Origin of the sequence: Undibacterium sp. Jales W-56 (genome assembly GCF_025548535.1) — a bacterium.
GTDB lineage: Bacteria > Pseudomonadota > Gammaproteobacteria > Burkholderiales > Burkholderiaceae_D > Undibacterium.
In genome coordinates this window covers 1267973-1290099 of record NZ_JAJLQW010000001.1, presented here as the reverse complement: position 1 = coordinate 1290099, position 22127 = coordinate 1267973, and the positions used below count along the sequence as shown (strand labels likewise).

The following is a 22127-nucleotide window of genomic DNA, read 5'->3' as shown; positions in this document are numbered from 1 at the left end:
GAAGATCGACATGCGCGATAAAAAATAATCGTTTCCTCAAAAAACTTTGTAAGAATAACTTTCGCAAGTCGCAATAAGGCAATTAAAACAAATCAAAAGATACGTAACTTATTAGTCATAATCTTACTTGCTTTATAACAAAGGCAGAAGCAATTGCCTTCAAAAAATACTCTTAAGTACTTAAATTTCAACTTATTTATCAATTGACACAACAATCCATTTCCAGAAAGAAATCATTTCAGAGCCCCCCTGGACAAACTGTCTCGAGATACCATAAATCACGACACCATGTGATTGATGTCTGACTATTTAACCGGACGTGCCTGCAATATTTTCTTTGCAATTCCGCGCAGTATATTCACTTCTTCAGTTTCTAGTTGAGCTCGAGAAAACAGGCGCTTCAATCTCGGCATCAATTTTTTAGGATGATCAGGGTCGAGAAAATCGATCGCGATCAAGGCCTGCTCCAGATGCGCGTACATTCCCTCAATATCATTGGCTGACGCAGCATCGCCCTGAAAACCGATATCAGTCGATGGTAGTTTGTCTCCGAGTTCCGCTAGCCGGCATTCGTACGCCAGCAACTGCACCGCCTGCGCCAGATTCAGCGAGGAATAATCAGGATTGGCCGGAATATTGATCAAGGCATTGCAATTCACCACGATCTCATTCGGCAAACCGAAACGCTCATTACCAAAAACCAGCGCAATCGATGCCATGTTTGGCGCACTATTGGATGCGTTACCTGGCTGAGCAGCACGCTGTGCCAGCTCACGCGGCGTACAAATCGGTGGCGAGTATTCACGCAAGCGGGCGCTGACCGCCGCCACTAACTGACAACCCTCCAGCGCAGCATCGATAGAATCGACGATCCTGGCCGATTCCAGCACATCGAGCGCACCGCTGGCGAAAGCAATTGCATCCGGATTGCTCAAGGCATCGGGAAAACGCGGATTTACTAAGACCAGTTCAGAAAAGCCCATGGTTTTCATCGCCCTGGCCACTGCGCCGATATTGCCAGGATGGCTAGTTTCTACTAAAACAAAGCGCAGGCGTTTGAAAAGAGATGTGTCAGTTTGGGTCAAGTTCATTTAAAATAGCGCGATTACGCGTTTATCCATGGCATGTTGATTGTGCCGCGATGGGACGCGACGCTCTTTAATTCATTTTTGTGCGACATCTTTTTTTGCTGATATCGATGCCGATGTCAGCATCGACAATGCCGCCATTTTAACGGAAACCCTTATGCACCCAATGCTCAATACGGCGATCAAAGCCGCTCGTCGTGGCGCGACTATCATTAGCCGCGCATCTTTCGATCTCGATCGCGTCCAGGTCACAGAAAAACAATACAATGATTTTGTGACGGAAGTCGATCGCGCTGCCGAAGCCGCGATCATTGAGGTGCTGACCACTGCCTATCCGGATCATGCGATCCTGGCAGAAGAGTCCGGGGCTTCCGCCAATCTGCACGACGAGAACGAGAACGTCTGGATCATCGATCCGCTCGACGGCACCACCAATTTTATCCACGGCTTTCCACAATACTGTGTCTCCATCGCCCTGCAACAGCGCGGCGTGATTACGCAAGCCGTAGTCTATGATCCTACCCGCAATGAAATGTTCACGGCCAGCAAAGGCGCCGGTGCTTTCCTGAACGATAAACGTATCCGTGTGACTCGTTGCGACAAAATCGCTGACGCCCTGATCGGTACTGGTTTCCCGGCCCGTGATTTATCCAGCCTGGACGAGTACATGGAAATGTTCAAAATCATGACCACCAAATGCCAGGGCTTGAGAAGACCGGGTGCAGCCGCTCTGGATCTGGCCTATGTTGCCGTGGGTCGCCTCGACGGATTCTTTGAAAAAGGTCTGGCGCCTTGGGACATCGCGGCAGGCTCACTGCTGATCACCGAAGCTGGCGGTATTGTGGGCAATTTCTCCGGCGATGGCAATTACCTGCACAAAGGCGATGTCTTGGCAGGTACGCCAAAAGTGTTCGCACAAATGGTCGGCGCACTGCAAGCTTTTGCCGACAAATAAATCTGTTTTCGATTTTCATCAAATCGATGAAAATCATATTGTAATGTACTGCATCACCCGTCTGAGCAATTCAAGCAGGATAGGGAGTATCCTCAAAAATACACCTTATCCCGCAATGTTTTATTAGGCCTTTAAATAATACTCTACCCGGGTATTTAACATGCAATGAAGAAAAAATCGGCGCTGCATGGTCATCAAGTAGAAGTTAAGTAGAAATAAATTATGTCATTTTCAGAACTCGGTTTGTCCGAAAATATTGTTCGCGCTGTAACCGAGCAAGGTTATACCACCCCTACCCCGATTCAAAAACAGGCAATCCCGGCGGTCATCAGTGGCGGCGACTTGCTGGCTGGCGCACAAACCGGCACGGGCAAAACCGCAGGCTTTACGCTGCCGATTTTGCAGCGTTTATCGACTTCAGCGATCACACCGAAAAATAAAACCGACCGCCGCCCCATCCGTACCCTGGTTCTGACGCCGACGCGCGAACTGGCGGCACAGGTGGAAGAAAGCGTCAGCACTTACGGCAAATACACGAACCTGAACTCCGGCGTGATTTTTGGCGGCGTCGGCATCAACCCGCAAATCAAGTTGCTCAAAAACGGCGTCGATATTCTGGTCGCCACACCGGGCCGCCTGCTCGATCATCATCAGCAAGGCACCATCGATTTGCGCAATATCGAAATCCTGGTGCTCGATGAAGCCGATCGCATGCTGGATATGGGCTTCATTCACGACATCAAAAAAGTGCTGGCGATTTTGCCGCCGAAACGTCAGAACCTGTTGTTCTCGGCAACTTTTTCCGATGAGATCAAAACGCTGGCGGATCGCCTACTGAATAATCCCGCAATGATCGAAGTAGCCCGGCGCAATTCGACGGTCGAAGTGATTGCGCAAAAAGTGCATCCGGTCGATCGCGATAAAAAACATCCCCTGCTCGCCCACCTGATCAAGACGCATCAATGGAATCAGGTGCTGGTCTTTACCCGCACCAAGCATGGCGCCAACAAACTGGTAGAGCAACTCGCCAAAGACGGCATCAATGGCATGGCAATTCATGGCAATAAGAGCCAGTCAGCTCGCACCAAGGCCTTGAGCGAATTTAAAGACGGCAGCCTGACCGTATTGGTTGCGACCGACATCGCTGCGCGTGGTATCGATATCGATCAATTGCCGCATGTCGTCAACTACGACCTGCCGAATGTGCCGGAAGATTATGTGCATCGTATCGGTCGTACCGGCCGTGCCGGCGCCACGGGTGAAGCAGTATCCCTGGTCTGCGTCGATGAATTCAAGCTGCTTGCCGACATCGAAAAACTGATCAAGCGCCAATTGCCGCAAGAGATCATCGATGGCTTTATTCCCGATCCGCATGCCAAAGCGCAACCGATCCAGTTGCGTAGCTTCCAGGGGCAGCCACGTGGCAATAGCGGCGGTGGAAATAACGGCGGCAATCGTCCACGCCAGAACGCGCCGGCACGCAGCGGCAATGTCTCAACAGCATCGCAAGGAAAGCCCGCACAACGCAGCGGCGATGCGCGTCATCCATCACGCCCGGTCGTCAAGCAATCGACACCGCGTCGTTCGGGCGGACGCGGCGGCGCATAAACCAGGTTTTCAGTGTTGCGGGGTCCTCAGGTAGCAACTACTTCGGCATCGCCCTGTCGATGATGCTTTTCACATCAATATGCCGCGGCAACGCGCCATATTGATGATGCCCCTGACTCGCCAACCTCGACTGACAAAACGCATCCGCCACAAACGCCGGGGCTGACTTCAATAATTGCGTTGCCTGCAAAGCCAGCGCCATCCTGTCCACCAGATCGCGGGCACGATACTCGAGTTCAGCGACATCCTGCATATCGCTTGTCAACTGAGCGACATAATGATCAAAAGCCGCGTGTCGGCCTTTAGCGCTATCCAATTCTGCAAAATACGCAGGCAACACCTCCGGTGTCTTGGCAATCGCGCGCAAGACATCGAGACACTGGACGTTCCCGCTACCTTCCCAGATCGCATTGATCGGCGCTTCGCGATACAGGCGCGGCATCACCGTATCCTCCATCACGCCGCTGCCGCCGATACATTCCATCGCCTCATACGCATGTTGCGGGGTGCGCTTGCATATCCAGTATTTGCCAATCGCCGTACCCAGGCGCAGCAGCAATTCTTCTGAAGCCTGAGCCCGGTTGTCGATCGCGCGTGCCATACGCATCGTCAATGCCAGAGCCGCTTCCGACTCCAGCGCCAGATCGGCGAGCACGTTCTGCATCAACGGCTGTTCGGTCAATAAAGTACCGAAGGTTTTACGTTGACTGCAATGATACAAGGCCTGATTCAGCGCGGCGCGCATACCTGCCGATGAACCTACCATGCAATCAAAGCGTGTCATCGCCACCATCTCGATAATGGTCGCAATACCGCGCCCTTCTTTGCCCACCATCCACGCCAGTGCGCCGCGCAATTCGGTTTCGCTTGAGGCATTCGAGACATTGCCCATCTTCTTTTTCAGGCGCTGTATCTGCAAGGGATTCTTGCTGCCGTCAGGTCGCCAGCGCGGCAACAAGAAACACGACAAACCGCCGGGGGCCTGCGCTAACACCAGAAAGGCGTCGCTCATCGGGGCCGAGACAAAATATTTATGCCCCACCAACTCATAAGCCTGACCAGCACCGCCAGTATCGACAGGCACAGCGCGCGTGGTGTTAGCCCGCACATCGGAGCCGCCCTGCTTCTCCGTCATCGCCATGCCGATGGTCAGTCCTTTTTTCTGCGCCGCCGGAATATTCCTGGGATCGTATTCCAGCGACATAATTTTCGGCAACCACTGCGCCGCCAGATCCGGTTGTGCCTGCAGACATGGGATCGCCGCAAAAGTCATCGTAATGGGACAGCCATGTCCCGCTTCGACTTGCGACTGCATGTAAAAACGCGCAGCGCGGGCCACATGCGCGCCTGCTTGCGGATGCCGCCAGGGCGACGCATGCAAACCTTCGCTGATCGCCTTCTGCATCAGCGCGTGGTAAGCAGGATGAAAGCGCACCAGATCAATCCGGTGACCGTGATGATCATGGGTATCGAATTCCGGCAAATGTTTATTCGCAAGCTGGCCCAAAGCCAGATAATCCGCCTTACCAAGCTCAGCGCCAAAACGTTCCAAGTCATCGCAAGCCCACGCTGCGCCTTCACGTTTAATCGCTTCCTGCAAAGCGATATCCGTGCTGAACAAATTGTAGTCAAACAGGTCTTGCGGCTGATTGATGACTTTGTGCGTCACTGCGCCATACGGATCAAATTCATTCATGATGTCCCATTCATTTTATTTCAACAAATGCCCGATTTCTGCGGCATTCAAACCGGCCGCGCTCAAGATCTCGGCGCTATGTTCGCCGCGCTTCGGCACCTTGCCGGGGATAGCATTTGGCGCTCCGGAAAACCGCGGCGCAGGTGCGGCCTGCAGCACGCCGTCGCACGCCGCATAGATGCCGCGCGCTGCGATATGGGGATGGGCCATCGACTCGGCTGGCGTCAGCACCGGCGCAAAGCACGCATCGCTTCCTTCCAGTAAATCGATCCAATGCTGACGAGGCCGGCTCGCAAAAATTTCTGCCAGGCGGATGCGTAATTGCGGCCAGCGCCGCTTATCATAAGGATGCTGAAATTCTACTGCCTCGCCAAGCCCGAGTTTCGCCATCAGCAAAGCATAAAACTGCGGCTCCAGCGCACCTATCGTGATGTAGCCACCATCCGCACAAGCGTAACTGCCATACCAGTGCGGCCCGTCCAGCAAACCCTGACCGCGCTCAAATGGCTGATGTCCGGCCGCATGCAAGGACAGCAGCAGATTCATCATATTCGCACTGCCATCGACGATCGCCGCATCGACGACCTGACCACATCCGGTGCTGCGGGCACTTAATATTCCTGCCAGCACCCCCATCGCCAGATACAGCGCACCGCCGCCGAGATCGCCGATCAGCGTAGGCGGCGCCAAAGGCGGCGTGCCGGCGGCACCGCCATACCAGAGCGCGCCGGATAAGGCGATATAGTTGAGATCATGTCCAGCCGATTGCGCCAGCGGACCATCTTGCCCCCAACCGGTCATCCTTCCGTATACCAGCTTGGGATTGATCTCGAGACACACTTCTGGTCCCAAGCCGAGACGCTCCATGACACCGGGTCGCATGCCCTCGATCAAGGCATCGGCGCTCGCGATCAGTTGCATCAGCGCCTGCACTGCCTGTGGCTCTTTCAGATCGAGCGCCAGCGAGCGTTTGCCTCGATTCACGATGGCCTTCTGCGCAAGATCAAGCGGGTCGCCGGCTTTCACCGTTTTACGCTCGACCAGAATGACGTCGGCCCCCATATCCGCCAGCAGCATCCCGCAAAACGGCGCAGGTCCGATACCCGCAATCTCGATCACCCGCACACCGGAAAGCACCGTCATCGCTAGTCCTCAATAAAAATCCGAGCTGATTTAAATGTTAACAGGCCCGAGTCCTATGAACGCACATCAAATGACCGCATTCACAAAATAGCGTGCTTCCGTTTTCAATCCGGTATCGATATCGGTAATCAAGCCTTCATACACGCTCGACAAAGTGTTCACTGCAGCTTTTTCAGAGGCCCGATTTTTTGCACGCAACATCGCATTGCTGAGCATAAACAATTGCTGCATTGCCGGACTTGCAACCGCCCCGCCGGGGATTTTGTATCCTTTCCTATCCCAGGGCTGTTGCACTATGCTGGCCTGCACCAGCTTGCTGAGCAGCCATAAGCGCGCTTCATTTGCCTCGGCACCTGCTGGCACCAGCGCGTCTACCAGATTCAAGGCCAATGCCTCTGCGGCATGTAATTTTTTATTTTCCAATAGCATGGATAAGGCATTTTGTATCCCGATCAGGCGAGGCAAGCGCTGCGTCCCGCCCAGTCCGGGCATGCGACCTGAGCCGATTTCAGACATGCAAAACTCAGCAACCGCGATATCCGCAGCAACCCGATGATGCGCGACCATAGCGAGCTCCAAAGATAATCCGGCAGCACCGAGCGACAGCGCAATTGCAAGCGGTTTGCCGCAATTCTCCAATTTGCGCAGTGAGCGATGGCGCTCTTCAGTCTTCGCAAATAAGACCGCGGCCTTACCCAAGGCTGCATTATTTGCAGCCGTATTATTTGAAGCTGCGTTATTCGAAGCGGCAAATTTCACCTCATCGGTAACGAAATCTCCCGTTGATGCAAGCAGCAAAATACCTTGCACGCTTTCGTCATTCACCGCCTGTTCCAGCACCTGCATCACATCATGCAAAGCTACCGGCTGTGTCAGGCTCAAGGTCGCCACGCCTTGCGCATCGAGTGTATATCTCACCGTCATCTCTTCACACCCGTTCAATAATCGTTGCGATACCCATCCCGGCACCGACACATAAAGTTGCCAGCCCGGTCGAAAGATCGCGTCGCTCGAGTTCATCCAGCAAACAGCCAAGTATCATCGCGCCCGTGGCACCGAGCGGATGTCCCATCGCAATCGCGCCGCCATTCACGTTCATCTTGTCGTGCGGCACCGACATCACCTCCATGAAGCGCAATACGACAGCGGCAAATGCTTCATTAAGTTCAAACAGATCGATATCCGCGGTCTTCATACCAGCGCGCTTTAAGGCTTTTTCTGCGGCATAACTCGGGCCGGTCAGCATGATCGAAGGCTCTGAGCCGATCGTGGCAAATGCCCGGATACGCGCTCTGGGCTTCATTCCTGTGCGCTGACCTATGGTACGGTTGCCGATCAATACCGCCGCCGCGCCATCGACAATACCGGAGCTATTTCCTGCATGATGGACGTGCTGTATCTTGTCTAACTCAGGATAGCGCTGGCGTATCACGCCATCAAAACCAAGTTGTTCGCCCATATCGACAAACGATGGACGCAAAGCCGCAAGCGACTCCAGCGTAGTTTCAGGTCGTATGGTTTCATCCTTATTCAGGACGATCAGGCCATTGATATCCCTGACCGGCACAATCGATTGGTCGAACCGCCCTGCCTGCGCTGCGATTGAGGCACGGCGATGACTTTCGACGGCATAGGCATCGACATTGGTCCGTGAATAAGCGGACTGCGTGGCGATGGCATCAGCCGAGATGCCTTGAGGCACAAAGTAATTTTTAATCGCAGAGCGCGGATCGACCGGCCAGGCACCACCATCCGCGCCCATGGCGACACGCGACATGGCCTCGACTCCGCCGCCTATCGATAATTCGCTTTGCCCCGACATCACTTGCGCAGCAGCCATATTCACCGCCTCCAGGCCAGACGCGCAGAAGCGATTGATCTGCACACCCGATACGCTCTCATGATAATCCGCCGCGAGTACGGCGAGACGGGCAATACACGCCCCCTGCTCACCTATCGGAGTAACACAGCCGAGCACCACATCGTCGATCAAGGCAGTGTCGAGATGATGACGCTGCCGTAATGCGCGCAGAGTCGTTGCGGCTAATTCGAGCGGCGTTACGCCATGCAGGGAACCGTCTTTCTTCCCCTTGCCGCGCGGCGTACGGACTGCGTCATAAATAAAAGCTTCCATATTGATTCCGGTCACAATGTACGGCTGATTAATTCTTTCATGATTTCATTGGTGCCGCCATAGATACGCTGCACTCTGGCATCAGCCCAGGCGCGGGCAATCGGATACTCATGCATGTAGCCGTAGCCGCCATGCAGTTGCACGCATTGATCCATGACTTTAAATTGCATTTCGGTTGCCCAGTATTTGGCCATCGAAGCCGTCTCGGCATCGAGCTTATTCGCGAGCTTTAATTCGATGCAACGGTCAATGAATACTTGCCCTACCGCGATTTCGGTTTTCATTTCGGCCAGCTTATGCGACACCGTTTGGAAATCGATCACCGAACGTCCAAAAGCTTGACGATCGCGGGTGTACTGTATCGTCCAGTCCAACGCCGCCTGGGCAGCGGCAACGCCCGTCAAGGCGATTTGCAAGCGTTCCCACGGTAGCTCTTGCATCAGGCAGGCAAAACCGCGTCCCTCTTCACCCAGCAGATTCTGCGCCGGCACCCGCACCTGATCGAAGAACAGCTCCGACGTATCTTGCGCGCTCATCCCCATTTTGTGCAAGCGCTTACCTTTGGTAAAGCCCGGCATCGTGGTATCGACCACGAACAAGCTGATTCCTTTGGAGCCGGCGTCAGGATCAGTCCTCGCCACCACAATCACCAGATCGCAATGCCAGCCATTCGTGATGAAGGTTTTCGATCCGTTCAGGATGTAATGTTCGCCGTCTTTGACCGCACTGGTTTTGATGCCCTGCAGATCCGAGCCGGCCCCCGGCTCCGTCATCGCAATCGCACCTATCATCTCGCCCGTTGCCAGCCTGGGCAGGTAAGTCGATTTCAGATACTCGCTGCCCTGATGCAGGATATACGGCGCGACGATTTCTGAATGCAGGCCAAAGCCCGGCCCTGTGGCGCCGATCCGGAACTGCTCTTCCATCAGAATCACGCTAAACAGAATATCGACGCCGGAACCGCCATATTGCTCAGGCATGCTGGGACACAAAAATCCTGCGGCGCCTGCCTTTGACCATAAGTCGCGGTCGACATAGCCTTGTTCATCCCAGCGCGCATGATGCGGCGCGACCTCGGCCTCCATAAAACGTCTGACAGTGTCGCGAAATAGCTGGTGGTCGTCGCCGAATAGCGTACGTGGAATCATGCTTTGCTCCCGAAGCAAGTTAATAGGCAGGACTAGAAATGATCACCTGTTTGTTTTTATTTTTGTGGTTACCTGACTTTATTGAGTCTATAGGTCAATTGACCCATTTGTCAATGAATGCAATAATCCGGCGACTTACCTGAGCATCCCCAACAGAAGAGCCAAAGGAAAACGTCCGGATGATCTCCAGCCGCGCCAGTACGCTACACAACAAAGAATCCGAAACCACCGGCAAGGGGTATGAGCGCGCCCGCGCAATTCTGGAAGCGACGCGCACGATTTTTGCGAATGATGGCTATGCAGGTTTATCGATGCGGGCCGTGGCAAGCAAGGTTGGCGTGAATCTATCGACGGTGCAGCACTACTACCCGAGTAAAGATATTCTGATCGAGGCTTTGCTATCGCAAACGCTGCAGGATTATCAAGCCGCTGTCGATCTGTACGTACCCTCCGGCAGCCAGGCGAACAGCCTCGATCAGCATCAATTTGAGGCGCTGATTGATCATTTTCTGGATGACCTCAGTACACCAGAATCGAGCGGCATGCTGTCAGAGTTATGGGCGCTGGCGTACCGGCATGCATTCGCCGCCGACATCCTCGATCAGATGCTGACGCGTTCGCGCAAAGTATTTCGCAATCTGATCCGCAACCGGATGCCGGAGCTGGCGCCCGAACAATGTGAGTTGCGCGGCGCACTGATGGTTGCGCAACTTCAGGGGCTTACTCTATATCTGGCGACATCGCGACCGCAGCACAAAGAGTTGGCAGGCTTAAAAACGGCTGCACGTGCGGCGATTGTCCATCTGGCAGTCGCACCGGAAATCAATCCGAAAAAATAGCAGACGTCCCTTCCCATATCGCTGCATGATCTATGTCCCATAGACCGCGATATTCGTCTATGATAATGTGCCGACCTCGTTTGCTTCTCTCTTGAATTTATCCGGCACCGGATTGAGCTAAAAATCGGGCTAACGATGAAGTCAGACACGGCACTACGCAGCACCACGCCAATACCGAATCCAGAATAATTAAGGTTTTATGAAAGCAGCAGAAAACAGCCACACCCCAATGATGCAGCAATATCTGCGCATCAAGGCCGATCATCCGGACACGCTGGTGTTTTACAGGATGGGGGATTTTTATGAACTGTTTTTTGAGGACGCGGAAAAAGTCACGCGCCTGCTCGGCATTACCCTGACCCAGCGCGGCACATCGAATGGTGCGCCGATCAAGATGGCGGGCGTGCCTTTCCATTCATTGGAACCTTACCTGGCGAAACTGGTGAAGCTCGGTGAATCCGCTGCGATTTGCGAGCAAATCGGCGATCCTGCGACCAGCAAAGGTCCGGTAGAACGCAAGGTCATGCGCGTGATCACGCCGGGCACGCTGACCGACACCGATCTGTTACCCGAAAAATCCGAACGTCCTTTGCTGGCACTATGCCTGCTGCAACAACGCAAGAGCGTGACCGCAGGGTTGGCATGGCTATCCTTAGCCAGCGGCGCACTCAAGCTGATGGAATTCAGCAGCGACGAGAAAGCTTTGCCGCAAAGACTGCAACAAGAGTTAGAACGCATCTCGCCAGCGGAGGTTCTCGTTTCTGCAGGCAGCTTATTGCTGGCACCTTTTCAAGCCAGTTTACCGGGAAAATTTTCCGAAGTACCCGATTGGCATTTCGATTTGCAGCAAGGTCAAAAATCGCTGCAGGATCAATTATCGACTGCCTCGCTGACAGGCTTTGGCGCAGAAAACCTGACGGCGGCGATAGGCGCTTCCGGCGCTTTATTGCGCTACGCCGAGGCAACCCAGGGGCGCGGACTCAAGCATATCAACACACTGACGGTTGAAAACGAAAATGAATTCATCGGCCTCGATACGGCGACGCGTCGCAATCTGGAACTGACCGAAACTTTACGCGGACAAGAATCGCCGACGCTATTTTCCCTGCTCGATCATTGCCGCACATCGATGGGGTCGCGCCTGCTGCGTCACTGGCTGCATCATGCCCGCCGCGATCAGTCGGTTGCGCGCTCGCGCCACGATGCGATCAAGGCCTTGATCCAGGGCGATTCTACGGCGGGACTCTCCACCAACTTGACCTCAGTACCGGATATCGAGCGGATTACTACACGGATCGCGCTGCAATCGGCGCGCCCGCGCGATCTGGCCGGCTTGCGCGATGGCTTACAGCATCTGCCGTCTGTACGTTCGTATGTGGCGATGTGTATCGCCGACAACCATACCAATCTGCTGACGAACATATTAGCCGATCTGGCGACACCGACGGAATGCCTTGACTTGCTGGAACGCAGTCTGATGCTGCAACCCGCCACCATGGTGCGCGACGGCGGTGTCATCGCGACCGGCTTTGATGCCGAACTCGATGAATTGCGCGCACTATCGGAAAACGCCGGGCAATTTTTAATCGATCTGGAAACCTCAGAACGCATCCGCACTGGCATCGCGAATTTGCGCGTCGAGTACAACAAGGTGCATGGTTTCTACATTGAAGTGACGCACGGCCAGACCGATAAAGTACCGGACAATTATCGGCGTCGCCAGACGCTGAAAAACGCTGAACGCTACATTACGCCGGAACTCAAAGCGTTTGAAGACAAGGCGCTATCAGCGCAGGAACGCGCCCTGGTCCGTGAAAAAATCTTGTATGAAAAACTCCTGCAAGATCTGCTGCCCCACATCACGACCTTGCAAGCGATAGCCCATGCAGTCGCGCAACTCGATACGCTAGTTAGCTTAGCCAATCATGCAACCAAAAATAACTGGTGCGCGCCGGAACTGCTGGACGAACCTGTGCTGCAAATCACCCAGGGCCGTCATCCGGTGGTGGAAAATCAGATTGAGCGCTTTATCGCCAATGATTGCCAGCTCTCCAGCGAGCGCAAACTGCTGCTGATCACCGGCCCGAACATGGGCGGTAAATCAACCTTTATGCGTCAGGTTGCCCTGATCACCTTATTGGCTTACGTGGGTAGCTACGTCCCGGCAACGCAGGCAATGATAGGTCCGATTGACCGCATCTTTACGCGTATCGGCGCAGCCGACGATCTGGCTGGCGGTCGCTCGACCTTCATGGTCGAGATGACCGAATCCGCTGCGATCCTGAACGGCGCGACGGAAAATTCCCTGGTCCTGATGGATGAAGTCGGCCGCGGCACTTCGACCTTCGACGGTCTGGCGCTGGCCTGGGCGATCGCGCGGCATTTGATCCTGGCATCGAAAAGCTACACCCTGTTTGCCACGCATTACTTTGAATTGACGCAGTTACCCGAGATTCATTCAACCGCAGAAAACGTGCACCTATCGGCCATCGAGCACAAAGAGAATATCGTATTCCTGCATGCCGTCCAGGCCGGTCCGGCATCGCAAAGTTACGGCCTGCAAGTCGCACAACTTGCCGGCATTCCGCAAGGAGTCATTCGCGCTGCCCGCAAGCATTTGGCAGAACTCGAGGCACATTCTTTACAGGCATCGCCGCAATTTGATTTATTCAGCGCGAATGTAGCGACGGAGAGTGCCGCGGAAATGGAATTCAGCAGCGCTGCTGAACCGCAGCACGAATTAGTCGATGCGATCAGTGAACTCGACCCGGATGCCATGACCCCACGAGAAGCCTTAGAGGCTTTGTATGCACTTAAGCAGCGTTTAAAAACAAACCCTTGATACGCAATAGCTCGCCCGCTTTTACTCAAAACACTGGAATATAAATTCCCAATAAAAAACCGCAAAGATCATCTTTGCGGTTTTTTTCAAACTAGGCCTCGTCGAGCTTGCGATATTACCGCCTTAGCTCAAGATGCGCTGTCTTCTCATGATTAATGAATCGGATGGCTACGATATTCGTTACCGGCGTCATCTTCATCGTCTTCTTCGTGATGATGACCATGCGCGCCATGGACGTGACCGTGCTCGATTTCCTCATCGCTTGCAACGCGTACATCGACCACGCTCAAATCGAAGCGCAATGCCATGCCTGCCAATGGATGATTGCCATCCAAAACGACTTTGTCGTCCGTGATATCTGTTACTGTAAAAATCAGTGCATCGTCTTCATCTTCGCCATCTTGCATGCCTTCAAACTGCATACCGACTTCCAGCGGGTTAGGCAGGCGATTGCGTGGCTCTACTTTCACCAGCTCTGCGTCGTATTCACCAAACGCATCATCCGGTTCTACCTGCAAAATCGTTTTGTAACCAACGTCTTTACCGTCCAGGGCTTCTTCAATCTTAGGCAAAGTGTTTTCATAGCCACCGTGCAAATACACCATAGGCTGTTGACCCTCTTCGATCAGATTGTCTTGCGCATCCGACAGTTTATAGTTAACAGTAACAACTGTATTTTTGACAATCTTCATGATATTCCTTAAAAATAATGTGCAGACGAATTATACCCGTCTGGCTAGTTGAGTACGCCACGCCTATAATGCCGACATGAAAAATTTATCTACAAAACTGCCTCTCTTGGGCAACCTCACCGCCGATCAGTTCCTGAATGAATATTGGCACAAGAAACCCCTGCTGATACGCCAGGCGATTCCCGGCTTTAATGCGCCGATCGATAAAGACATGCTGTTCGACATGGCAGCACAGGAGAATGTCGAGTCTCGTCTGATCTGTTTTTTCAATCAGCACTGGGAAATGAGCAACGGCCCTTTTCAGCAATTGCCTGTCAAAGAAAAAAAAGACTGGACGCTATTGGTACAAGGTGTGAATTTGCACAACCCGGTTGCCGATGAACTGTTGCGCCAATTTAATTTCATTGCCGATACCCGCCTTGACGATCTGATGATCAGTTATGCAAGCGATGGCGGCGGCGTGGGGCCGCATTTCGATTCTTATGACGTGTTCCTGCTCCAGGCGCATGGCCAGCGCCGCTGGAAAATCAGTGCGCAAAAAGATTTGTCATTGATCGAAGGCATGCCTCTCAAAATCTTACGCAACTTCAAAGCCGAGCAAGAGTTTGTGCTTGAACCAGGGGATATGCTGTACCTACCGCCGCAATATGCCCACGACGGCGCGGCAATAGGCGAATGCATGACATACTCGATCGGCTTTCGCGCCCCGTCTTATCAGGAACTGGGCGAATCCTTTTTGCAATTCATGTCCGACTCGATCGACCTGCCCGGTCGCTATGCCGATCCTGAACTCAAAGCGACTTTGCGTCCGGCAGAAATTAGTAGTGCGATGGTCGACACGATCGCCCAACAACTGGCAAAAATCCGCTTCACCGAAGAGGACATCACGATTTTTATTGGTGAATATCTGAGCACGCCAAAATCCAGCGTATTTTTTAATTCGCCGGCAAAACCGTTGACGCCCAAGCGCTTTACTCAAGCCGCGCAAAAAAACGGGGTGTCGCTATCGCTTAAAACCCAAATGCTCTACAAGGGTAAGCATGTGTTCGTGAATGGAGAATCCTTCGCTATTGGCAAAGAAGATAAAGTCAGTTTATTGAAGCTGGCAAATCAAAGGCGTCTAGAAGGCGCGGAGGTTGCGCAAGTTTCGGACGATGTCATGGAAGCTTTATGTCTTTGGTATGAAGACGGATGGCTGACATTAAATTCGTAAAATCAGACTTATCAAAAATTACCTAAATTGCATGATTTTTTCAAAAAGATACTGTAATTTAACTAATGAATGAGTCTTGCCAATAAAAAATTGTTTTTGTTAATAAATATTGCGCAAAATCCGTATAAAAATGACTCTTTCCCTATTCCATTAATGGAAAAATCATTATAATTCTGGGTTAGGAAACTTTCGTAGGGGTCGACTTGCCTGTTTGGGTAATAAACCCTCGAATAAACCTATAGAGCGATAATTACCGGTAATTATTCATCGCAAAATTCTGATCTTATTTTTTTGATCTATTTATTGAAAGTACAAACATGAAAAAATCACTCTTGCTCGTTTCCCTGTTGGCAGTTGTTTTGGCAGCTTGCGGTAAAAAAGAAGAAGCAGCTCCTGCAGCACCAGCAGCTTCTATGGCAGCTTCCGCTCCAGCAGCAGCTTCCGCTCCAGCTGAAGCACCAGCAGCCGCACCAGCTCCAGCAGCTGACGCAGCACCAGCATCTGGCGCAGCGCCAGCAGCATCTGCTCCAGCAGCAGCTTCTGCACCTGCTTCCAAGTAATTTTTTTATTGCTTGAAAAAACCGACTTTCGAGTCGGTTTTTTTTCGCCTATTGCTTTTAATTGCATTTATCGCAAGCTGAATAACAATAAGAATTTTTACAATAAATCCGCACATAGCCTGCAAATCAACGGACAAAAAAAATGCGACTCATCGAGTCGCATTTTTTAATAAAGTACCTTATTTCAATTGCTCATTCAGCAACTGCAAGATTTTATCCGCAGTTGGCGAGACTTCGATTTTTCCATCAGTTCCGTAGATGCTGACGTGACTGACTTCACCTTTGCCTGAAACGAGGATCCGATATTTTTGCGCATTCTTGGCGTCGTTAGAACCAAACGAAAATAATTTAGAGAAGAAACCGTCGCTGGCGCCTTTGGTCTTGGCATCGATATCCTGATCGATGTAACGAACATAGTAGAGGCCTTGAGAGCGGTCACGATCTTCCACCGTAAAGCCGATACGATCCAAGGCCAGGCCTACACGGCGCCATGAACGGTCAAATCCCTCATCGGTCTCAACGTACGATGCATTTCCTGTCTTCAGCAGTTTAGAGCGAATTTTAAGCTGCGTTGGCGATGCAACAGCGGATTTCGCCTGCTCCGCATCAGCGCCCAAACGCACCATCAGGCGGGACAAAAACTCCGCTTCCAGACCGCTGTCGTTGGCACGCGGCGTCCAGACCGTACTATCTTTTTGCGAACCAATCAGCACTTCTTGGGCACCACGGTGACTGATAAAAATCTCCACACCGCCGTCCGCAGTACGTTCCAGGCGGGTACGGAATTTATCGCGCTCACCAGTGGAATACAGGGAATCGATGACTCTACCCAAAGTATTGCGAATAATGTCTTGCGGAATTTTGGCGCGGTTTTCTGCCCAATCTGTCTCCATCACACCGGCTTCCTGAGATTCGGTGTTGATCAGGAACCCCAATTCTTGCCAGAAATCTTTAATTTGCGGCCATAACACTTCAGGCGTCTGATTGACCAGCAGCCAGCGCTGCGAACCGTCGCGCTCAATACGCATGGACTTTACTTGCAAAGGAGCAATCGTCGCAGCGCCAGAAGCAGCCGCCGTATTCCCTTTTTGCAAGTTGTAACTCGACGCAGTAGCGCTGCCTTGATTATTGTTCGGTACTGAAAAACGATTATCGCGGCGGATTTGCGTCAGATCAGGCGGAACTTCCAGAGAAACTGTATTAGCTTTGCTCGCACTTTTATAGTCGATCTTATTTGGCTCAAGGATATTACCAATTGAAGTACAAGCACTTAAGCTGATTACACCAGCCAGTGCTAATGCACTGATGATCCCATTTTTAGCAACAAAGCTTTTTGCCATGTGAAAGTCCCTACGATTTGTAATCAATTAAATGTACATAAAACATAGACGGAAAGCTATCCCCGCCCAAGCGACGCTATTGTAATACACCTGACTCGCGTAAAGCAGCACGAACCACATCATGATATTGCGCTGACATAGGCACCAGAGGCAACCGGATACCGTTGGGTATCAAGCCCATCTCTTGCATTGCCCATTTCACCGGCAAAGGATTTGGCTCGATAAACAATTTATTGTGTAAAGGCAGCATGCGATTATTGATCGCAATCGCTGCCGCGGTATCGCCACGCATGGCAGCGACGCACAGCTCATGCATGGCGCGGGGAGCCACGTTCGCCGTTACTGAGATATTACCCTTGCCACCGCAGAACATCAGCGCCATTGCAGTAGGGTCGTCGCCCGAGTACACCGCAAATGAAGACGGTGCCAGACGAATTAAATCGGCATCACGTGCGATATTGCCGGAAGCCTCTTTCACGCCAATGATGCCGGGCACCTGTGCCAGGCGCAGCATCGTTTCGTTACTCATATCGGCAACAGTGCGGCCAGGCACGTTATACAGGATGACAGGGATATCAACCGATTCAGCAATTTTCCTGAAGTGCTGATACATGCCTTCTTGGGTAGGACGATTGTAATAAGGCACCACTTGCAAAGACGCATCAGCGCCAATTTCTTTGGCGAACTTGGTCAATGCAATCGCTTCTGCGGTCGAATTTCCGCCGGAACCGGCAATGATAGGAATCCGTTTATTCGTGTGCTCAACAGCGACGCGAATCAGTTCACAATGCTCTTCGACAGAAACCGTAGGCGATTCGCCCGTAGTGCCGACGATCACGATACCGTCAGTACCTTCGGCAATATGCCAATCAATTAATTTGCGCAGACATGGCAGGTCGAGACTGCCGTCGGCGTGCATGGGGGTCACAATTGCAACCAGACTACCCTGTATCGTTGTCATGTTAGTGCGTGAAAAAGTAAAACCTTGATTGTAGCGGATAGGGCATCACTATGGGCAGGAATCGTTTGAAAATGGCTTTAAATCCTATTCAAAGAATAAGAGGCCTGGTCCGTCGCCGCTCTGGATGTGGAGCGCAGGCAAATTCTCTGCACCATTGCCGGATACGGAGTCTCAACATAACCATGTTCATAAGCAAGCACCTGATTTTGTTGATCGACGTCTATGTCAGACATAAATTCCTGTAAAAGTTCACCTGATCGCAATAAAAAATGGGGATTGCGTGGCCGGCCAAAGGCAGCATTGCCTTCGGCAAAAGTCTCGTAAATCAATACGCCATTATTTGACAAGGCCGTTTTCAAGTGCGGAAAAAGCGGTCTGTGCAGATAATTCGTGACAATCACGCCTGCAAAATGATGCCGGTCAAATGGCCAGATTTCGACGCCGGGCTGATGCTCCGCCTCCAAATCGAGTTGAAAAGTCCGTGCGCCAATTGCCGCAAGAGGTTGCAGCAAAATATCTTCTTTATCCACCGCGCAGACTTCGTATCCGTGATCCAGCAGCAATCGGGTGTGCCTGCCACCGCCGCAAGCCAGATCCAATACAGGGCCAGCATTTTTGGGGATCAATGAAACAAAGCGGCGCACCCAATTTGAGGCCTCAGAATCGCTCTTTGGCGAGGTTAACATGGGCATATCTGCATCCATTAAGCTAATAGAAGCCGGATTGGCGACATCAGCAGATGCAGCAGCATTTCAGCCAACCACATCACTGGCACCATCCAGAACTGCAACACATGCAGCATAACCAGAGCCATTACAATAAAAAAACCATATTGCTCAATTTGAGCAAATTTATACGCCAATTTGTACGGCAATAGGCTCACCAGAATGCGTCCGCCATCCAAAGGAGGGATGGGAAAAAGATTAAATGCGAACATCACCAGATTCGTGAGAATGCCCGCGTTGGCCATACGGATAAAAAAATCTTCATTTACGCCGGAAACTTGCAAAAAGATTGCCAATATCATCCACAAACATGCCATGACAAAATTAGCCGCAGGCCCTGCCAAGGCGACCCAGGCCATATCCTGTTTGGGTTTTCGCAAATTGGCAAAATTCACGGGAACCGGTTTAGCGTAACCGAATAAAAATGCCCCTCCCGTTGCAACATACAAAACTGCGGGAATGATAATGGTGCCAAAAGGATCGATATGACTAATCGGATTGAGGGTCATCCGTCCCTGGCTATACGCCGTCGTGTCGCCAAAAAATTTAGCCGCAAAAGCATGCGCCGCTTCATGCAAAGTAATCGCAAAAATCACTGGCAACGCATACACAGCCACGGTTTGTATTAATTCATTCATGTCGGTTTCTTATAATTGAAATATTCAAAGGGAAGATAGAAAGATATTTACAGTCCGAACAGACTGGCATCACCCCTGCCCTGCCTTATCAGCACAGGTGCATCATCCGTCATGTCGATCACGGTGGTAGGAATCAGGCTACAAGCGCCGCCGTCAATAATCAGATCGACTTGTTTTTCCAATTTTTGGCGAATGATTTCGGGATCGGTCAAAGGTTCGTCTTCATTCGGCAAAATGAGGGTCGTACCAAGCAAAGCCTGTCCCAACTCTTCCAGCAAGGCATGCGTAATACGATTCTCGGGAACCCGCAAACCGATGGTCTTGCGTGAAGGGTGACTCAGGCGACGCGGCACTTCTTTGGTCGCTTCCAGAATCACGGTAAAAGCACCGGGAGTGGCTGCTTTGAGCATGCGGTATTGACGGTTATCGACTTTCGCATACAAGGCGATTTCCGATAAATCGCGGCATAGCAAAGTCAAATGATGTTTCTCATCGACCGCACGAATACGACGCAAACGGGTGACCGCATCTTTATCGTCGAGATGGCACACCAGCGCGTAGCAAGAATCCGTTGGCAAAGCCACGATACCGCCCTGGTGAATAATCTGGGCAGCTTGTTTGATCAACCTCAATTGCGGGTTATCAGGATGCAGTTGAAAAAATTGGCTCATAAAAAAATAGCGATAAAAGTAGAAAGGCGGTAGCGGGAAATCCCTGCTACCGCCATTGTGCCGTTGTGGTTACAGCACGTTTATTTTAAATTCTGTAAGGCAGCAATACGTTGCTCCATCGGCGGATGCGTTGAAAACAAGGCGCTCCACCCGGCTTTGTCGCTGATGCCCGCGGCAGCCATGGACTTGGGTAATTCACCTGGTTGCAATCCTCCCAAGCGGGCTAATGCATGAATCATCGGCTGCTGATTGCCCAGCAATTTAGCGGATCCGGCATCGGCGCGGAATTCACGCTGACGCGAGAACCAGGCGACGATCACTGAGGCAGCAATGCCAAACACCATCTCACACACGAATACCGTAATCATGTAGCCGAAACCCGGCCTGTCATCGTCACTATTACGGAATACCGCTTTATCAATCGCATAGCCGACAACCCGCGCCAGGAACACCACGAAGGTATTCACCACACCCTGAATCAAGGCCATCGTTACCATATCGCCGTTCGCAATGTGGCTAACCTCATGGCCCAATACAGCCTCGACCTCTTCTTTGGTCATACTTTCCAGCAAGCCGGTAGATACCGCAACCAGTGCAGAATTCTTGAATGCACCGGTGGCAAACGCATTCGCCTCACCGTCATACACTGCCACCTCGGGCATGCCGATACCGGCGCGCTCAGCCAAGGCCTTGACGGTATTTACCAACCACAATTCAGTCGATGAAGACGGCGCTTCAATCACGCGCGCACCGGTCGACCACTTAGCCATCGGCTTGCTGATCAACAAGGAGAAAATCGCACCCGTAAAACCGACCACCAGGGAGAACACCATCAGGGTTCCCATGTTCAAGCCGTTCGCGGTCAGGTAGCGATTGACGCCCAGCATCGACAAGACCACGGACATCACCAGCATCACAGCCAGATTGGTCGCCAAAAATAGCACTATACGTTTCATTCGGACATCCCTAAAAAGTTAGACCCGCCGCATAAATTGGGCGGAATAAGGAAATTTCAAGATGGTTTACATCCACTTCGACCAGACTGGCGTGAGTGTAGACGAAAGTGGCGGTAACTGGCCCAAATCTACCACCGCATCGTCGGGACCATGAAAATCCGAGCCGCGCGACCCTAAAAAACCGTAGCGGCTGGCAATTTTTGTGTATTCCTCATATTGATCCACGGTATGACTACCCGTAACGACCTCGATGGCTGAACCGCCATACGATTTAAACTCGGTAAAGAAGGCATCAAACGCGATCGGGCTAAGATCGTAGCGACCGGGATGCGCGACTACCGCTTCACCGCCCGCCCCCTGTATCCACTTAACCGCCTCAGCCAAAGTCGCCCAACGGTGCGGTACATAGCCGGGTTTGTCTTCGACCAAATACCGCTTGAACACCTCATTCACATTTTCACAAACGCCGATTTCAACCAGGTAGCGCGCAAAATGCGAACGTGAAATAAGGTCGGGATTGCCCACATAGGTCAACGCGCCCTGGAAGGCATCAGGAATGCCGATCTTTGCCAGGCCTGCGGCAATGTCATGGGCGCGACGCTCGCGGCCTGAGCGCGTTTCTGCCAGACCGCGCACCAGGTTTTCATTCGTCTCGTCGATATTCAGACCGACGATATGGATCGTTTTGCCCGCCCAGGTAATCGATATCTCGACACCTGTGACATAGTCCAGCCCCAGATCCAGCGCGGCTGAACGCGCCTGTGCAATGCCGCGAATTTCATCGTGATCGGTCAAAGCCCAGACATCAACACCATTTGCTTTGGCGCGAGCGGCGACGTCGGCGGGTGCCAGGACGCCATCTGAAATAGTGGAATGACAATGAAGATCGACATTAGGTAATTCGGTGGACATGATTAT

The 22127-nt window shown here is 52.1% G+C and carries 20 protein-coding genes; 6 read left to right on the top strand and 14 right to left on the bottom strand.

The features are described from left to right. Nucleotides 1–305: 305 nt before the first annotated feature. Complete coding sequence (locus tag LPB67_RS05855; protein WP_262836108.1) at nucleotides 306–1091, bottom strand: RNA methyltransferase; 786 nt, start codon at nucleotides 1089–1091, stop codon at nucleotides 306–308. Nucleotides 1092–1254: 163 nt separating this feature from the next. Here LPB67_RS05855 and LPB67_RS05850 point away from each other — a divergent pair, with 163 nt between their 5' ends. Further along, complete coding sequence (locus tag LPB67_RS05850) at nucleotides 1255–2043, top strand: inositol monophosphatase family protein (RefSeq protein ID WP_262836177.1); 789 nt, start codon at nucleotides 1255–1257, stop codon at nucleotides 2041–2043. Between the two features lie 222 nt (nucleotides 2044–2265). Next, nucleotides 2266–3651, top strand: a complete 1386-nt coding sequence (locus LPB67_RS05845; protein WP_262836107.1) for a DEAD/DEAH box helicase — start codon at nucleotides 2266–2268, stop codon at nucleotides 3649–3651. A 37-nt stretch (nucleotides 3652–3688) separates the two neighbouring features. Here LPB67_RS05845 and LPB67_RS05840 read toward each other — a convergent pair whose 3' ends face one another. The 5 genes from LPB67_RS05840 to LPB67_RS05820 form a co-directional block, all read right to left on the bottom strand. After that, entirely contained in the window at nucleotides 3689–5347 is a 1659-nt protein-coding gene (locus LPB67_RS05840; RefSeq protein WP_262836106.1) for an isovaleryl-CoA dehydrogenase, read from the bottom strand. Between the two features lie 15 nt (nucleotides 5348–5362). Next, complete coding sequence (locus tag LPB67_RS05835) at nucleotides 5363–6490, bottom strand: CaiB/BaiF CoA transferase family protein (protein ID WP_262836105.1); 1128 nt, start codon at nucleotides 6488–6490, stop codon at nucleotides 5363–5365. A 66-nt stretch (nucleotides 6491–6556) separates the two neighbouring features. After that, complete coding sequence (locus LPB67_RS05830) at nucleotides 6557–7414, bottom strand: enoyl-CoA hydratase/isomerase family protein (protein ID WP_262836104.1); 858 nt, start codon at nucleotides 7412–7414, stop codon at nucleotides 6557–6559. Nucleotides 7415–7418: 4 nt separating this feature from the next. Continuing rightward, a complete protein-coding gene (locus LPB67_RS05825; protein ID WP_262836103.1) occupies nucleotides 7419–8624 on the bottom strand; it encodes an acetyl-CoA C-acetyltransferase in 1206 nt (401 codons plus the stop codon). An 11-nt stretch (nucleotides 8625–8635) separates the two neighbouring features. Further along, nucleotides 8636–9772 carry an acyl-CoA dehydrogenase family protein gene (locus tag LPB67_RS05820; RefSeq protein ID WP_262836102.1) on the bottom strand — a complete coding sequence of 379 codons (1137 nt, stop codon included), beginning with the start codon at nucleotides 9770–9772 and terminating at the stop codon, nucleotides 8636–8638. Between the two features lie 179 nt (nucleotides 9773–9951). Here LPB67_RS05820 and LPB67_RS05815 point away from each other — a divergent pair, with 179 nt between their 5' ends. Both LPB67_RS05815 and mutS read left to right on the top strand, forming a co-directional pair. Beyond that, the gene (locus LPB67_RS05815) at nucleotides 9952–10611 is read left to right on the top strand and encodes a TetR/AcrR family transcriptional regulator (RefSeq protein WP_262836101.1); all 660 of its coding nucleotides are present in this window, start codon (nucleotides 9952–9954) and stop codon (nucleotides 10609–10611) included. Nucleotides 10612–10810: 199 nt separating this feature from the next. Further along, the gene (gene mutS / locus LPB67_RS05810; protein WP_262836100.1) at nucleotides 10811–13453 is read left to right on the top strand and encodes a DNA mismatch repair protein MutS; all 2643 of its coding nucleotides are present in this window, start codon (nucleotides 10811–10813) and stop codon (nucleotides 13451–13453) included. 152 nt (nucleotides 13454–13605) lie between these two features. On the opposite strand, the gene LPB67_RS05805 is transcribed toward mutS, so the two are convergent. Continuing rightward, nucleotides 13606–14145: a peptidylprolyl isomerase gene (locus tag LPB67_RS05805; protein ID WP_262836099.1), complete on the bottom strand. Its 540-nt coding sequence runs from the start codon at nucleotides 14143–14145 to the stop codon at nucleotides 13606–13608. A gap of 76 nt (nucleotides 14146–14221) precedes the next feature. Here LPB67_RS05805 and LPB67_RS05800 point away from each other — a divergent pair, with 76 nt between their 5' ends. Together LPB67_RS05800 and LPB67_RS19165 are read left to right on the top strand one after the other, a co-directional pair. Further along, nucleotides 14222–15358: a cupin domain-containing protein gene (locus LPB67_RS05800; RefSeq protein WP_262836098.1), complete on the top strand. Its 1137-nt coding sequence runs from the start codon at nucleotides 14222–14224 to the stop codon at nucleotides 15356–15358. 317 nt (nucleotides 15359–15675) lie between these two features. Further along, on the top strand, nucleotides 15676–15918 hold the full coding sequence (locus tag LPB67_RS19165; protein ID WP_410482702.1) for a hypothetical protein: 243 nt from the start codon (nucleotides 15676–15678) through the stop codon (nucleotides 15916–15918). Between the two features lie 179 nt (nucleotides 15919–16097). Here LPB67_RS19165 and bamC read toward each other — a convergent pair whose 3' ends face one another. The 7 genes from bamC to LPB67_RS05760 all read right to left on the bottom strand — a co-directional run bounded on the left by bamC (nucleotide 16098) and on the right by LPB67_RS05760 (nucleotide 22121). Further along, nucleotides 16098–17258 (bottom strand): outer membrane protein assembly factor BamC, encoded by a 1161-nt coding sequence (gene bamC, locus LPB67_RS05790; protein WP_262836096.1) that lies wholly within the window; start codon nucleotides 17256–17258, stop codon nucleotides 16098–16100. A gap of 76 nt (nucleotides 17259–17334) precedes the next feature. Continuing rightward, entirely contained in the window at nucleotides 17335–18219 is an 885-nt protein-coding gene (dapA, locus tag LPB67_RS05785; protein WP_262836095.1) for a 4-hydroxy-tetrahydrodipicolinate synthase, read from the bottom strand. 77 nt (nucleotides 18220–18296) lie between these two features. Continuing rightward, nucleotides 18297–18911 carry a class I SAM-dependent methyltransferase gene (locus tag LPB67_RS05780; RefSeq protein WP_262836094.1) on the bottom strand — a complete coding sequence of 205 codons (615 nt, stop codon included), beginning with the start codon at nucleotides 18909–18911 and terminating at the stop codon, nucleotides 18297–18299. Between the two features lie 11 nt (nucleotides 18912–18922). Continuing rightward, nucleotides 18923–19582: a site-2 protease family protein gene (locus LPB67_RS05775; protein WP_262836093.1), complete on the bottom strand. Its 660-nt coding sequence runs from the start codon at nucleotides 19580–19582 to the stop codon at nucleotides 18923–18925. A 47-nt stretch (nucleotides 19583–19629) separates the two neighbouring features. Beyond that, nucleotides 19630–20253, bottom strand: a complete 624-nt coding sequence (locus tag LPB67_RS05770; RefSeq protein WP_262836092.1) for an L-threonylcarbamoyladenylate synthase — start codon at nucleotides 20251–20253, stop codon at nucleotides 19630–19632. Nucleotides 20254–20333: 80 nt separating this feature from the next. Then, nucleotides 20334–21209 (bottom strand): protease HtpX, encoded by an 876-nt coding sequence (htpX, locus tag LPB67_RS05765; protein WP_262836091.1) that lies wholly within the window; start codon nucleotides 21207–21209, stop codon nucleotides 20334–20336. Nucleotides 21210–21275: 66 nt separating this feature from the next. Then, a complete protein-coding gene (locus LPB67_RS05760) occupies nucleotides 21276–22121 on the bottom strand; it encodes a 3',5'-nucleoside bisphosphate phosphatase (RefSeq protein ID WP_262836090.1) in 846 nt (281 codons plus the stop codon). Nucleotides 22122–22127: the final 6 nt, after the last annotated feature.

Bases quoted from the DNA above. Each gene is read 5' to 3' on its own strand.
- LPB67_RS05770 (WP_262836092.1), bottom strand. From the start codon at position 20,253: ATGAGCCAATTTTTTCAACTGCATCCTGATAACCCGCAATTGAGGTTG.
- LPB67_RS05800 (WP_262836098.1), top strand. From the start codon at position 14,222: ATGAAAAATTTATCTACAAAACTGCCTCTCTTGGGCAACCTCACCGCC.
- LPB67_RS05830 (WP_262836104.1), bottom strand. From the start codon at position 7,414: ATGACGGTGAGATATACACTCGATGCGCAAGGCGTGGCGACCTTGAGC.
- htpX (WP_262836091.1), bottom strand. From the start codon at position 21,209: ATGAAACGTATAGTGCTATTTTTGGCGACCAATCTGGCTGTGATGCTG.
- LPB67_RS05820 (WP_262836102.1), bottom strand. From the start codon at position 9,772: ATGATTCCACGTACGCTATTCGGCGACGACCACCAGCTATTTCGCGAC.
- dapA (WP_262836095.1), bottom strand. From the start codon at position 18,219: ATGACAACGATACAGGGTAGTCTGGTTGCAATTGTGACCCCCATGCAC.
- LPB67_RS05815 (WP_262836101.1), top strand. From the start codon at position 9,952: ATGATCTCCAGCCGCGCCAGTACGCTACACAACAAAGAATCCGAAACC.
- mutS (WP_262836100.1), top strand. From the start codon at position 10,811: ATGAAAGCAGCAGAAAACAGCCACACCCCAATGATGCAGCAATATCTG.
- LPB67_RS05850 (WP_262836177.1), top strand. From the start codon at position 1,255: ATGCTCAATACGGCGATCAAAGCCGCTCGTCGTGGCGCGACTATCATT.
- LPB67_RS05840 (WP_262836106.1), bottom strand. From the start codon at position 5,347: ATGAATGAATTTGATCCGTATGGCGCAGTGACGCACAAAGTCATCAAT.
- LPB67_RS05760 (WP_262836090.1), bottom strand. From the start codon at position 22,121: ATGTCCACCGAATTACCTAATGTCGATCTTCATTGTCATTCCACTATT.
- LPB67_RS05845 (WP_262836107.1), top strand. From the start codon at position 2,266: ATGTCATTTTCAGAACTCGGTTTGTCCGAAAATATTGTTCGCGCTGTA.
- LPB67_RS05835 (WP_262836105.1), bottom strand. From the start codon at position 6,490: ATGACGGTGCTTTCCGGTGTGCGGGTGATCGAGATTGCGGGTATCGGA.
- LPB67_RS05780 (WP_262836094.1), bottom strand. From the start codon at position 18,911: ATGCCCATGTTAACCTCGCCAAAGAGCGATTCTGAGGCCTCAAATTGG.
- LPB67_RS05775 (WP_262836093.1), bottom strand. From the start codon at position 19,582: ATGAATGAATTAATACAAACCGTGGCTGTGTATGCGTTGCCAGTGATT.
- LPB67_RS05825 (WP_262836103.1), bottom strand. From the start codon at position 8,624: ATGGAAGCTTTTATTTATGACGCAGTCCGTACGCCGCGCGGCAAGGGG.
- LPB67_RS05855 (WP_262836108.1), bottom strand. From the start codon at position 1,091: ATGAACTTGACCCAAACTGACACATCTCTTTTCAAACGCCTGCGCTTT.
- bamC (WP_262836096.1), bottom strand. From the start codon at position 17,258: ATGGCAAAAAGCTTTGTTGCTAAAAATGGGATCATCAGTGCATTAGCA.
- LPB67_RS19165 (WP_410482702.1), top strand. From the start codon at position 15,676: ATGAAAAAATCACTCTTGCTCGTTTCCCTGTTGGCAGTTGTTTTGGCA.
- LPB67_RS05805 (WP_262836099.1), bottom strand. From the start codon at position 14,145: ATGAAGATTGTCAAAAATACAGTTGTTACTGTTAACTATAAACTGTCG.